This window comes from Paraburkholderia sp. EG286B (genome assembly GCF_040965655.1).
GTDB lineage: Bacteria > Pseudomonadota > Gammaproteobacteria > Burkholderiales > Burkholderiaceae > Paraburkholderia.
This window is the reverse complement of record NZ_JBFRCF010000203.1, coordinates 1-335: the sequence shown is the minus strand read 5'-3', so window position 1 is coordinate 335 and position 335 is coordinate 1. Positions and strand designations below refer to the sequence as shown.

At 54.3% G+C, this 335-nt stretch carries 1 rRNA gene; it reads left to right on the top strand.

The features are described from left to right. Positions 1-57: 57 nt before the first annotated feature. Positions 58-335: ribosomal RNA gene (locus AB4Y42_RS44420) — 23S ribosomal RNA — on the top strand; the annotation flags it as partial.

The following is a 335-nucleotide window of genomic DNA, read 5'->3' as shown; positions in this document are numbered from 1 at the left end:
TGAGCCCGGAGTAAGCGCCAAAGCGCTAACTCTGGCCGCAAGACACACCCGTTATAGGGTCAAGCGAACAAGTGCATGTGGTGGATGCCTTGGCGATCACAGGCGATGAAGGACGCGGTAGCCTGCGAAAAGCGGTGGGGAGCTGGCAAACAAGCTTTGATCCACCGATATCCGAATGGGGAAACCCGGCCCGAATGGGTCATCCTGAGCTGAATACATAGGCTTAGCGAAGCGAACGCGGCGAACTGAAACATCTAAGTAGCCGCAGGAAAAGAAATCAACCGAGATTCCCAAAGTAGTGGCGAGCGAAATGGGACCAGCCTGTACTCTTTATC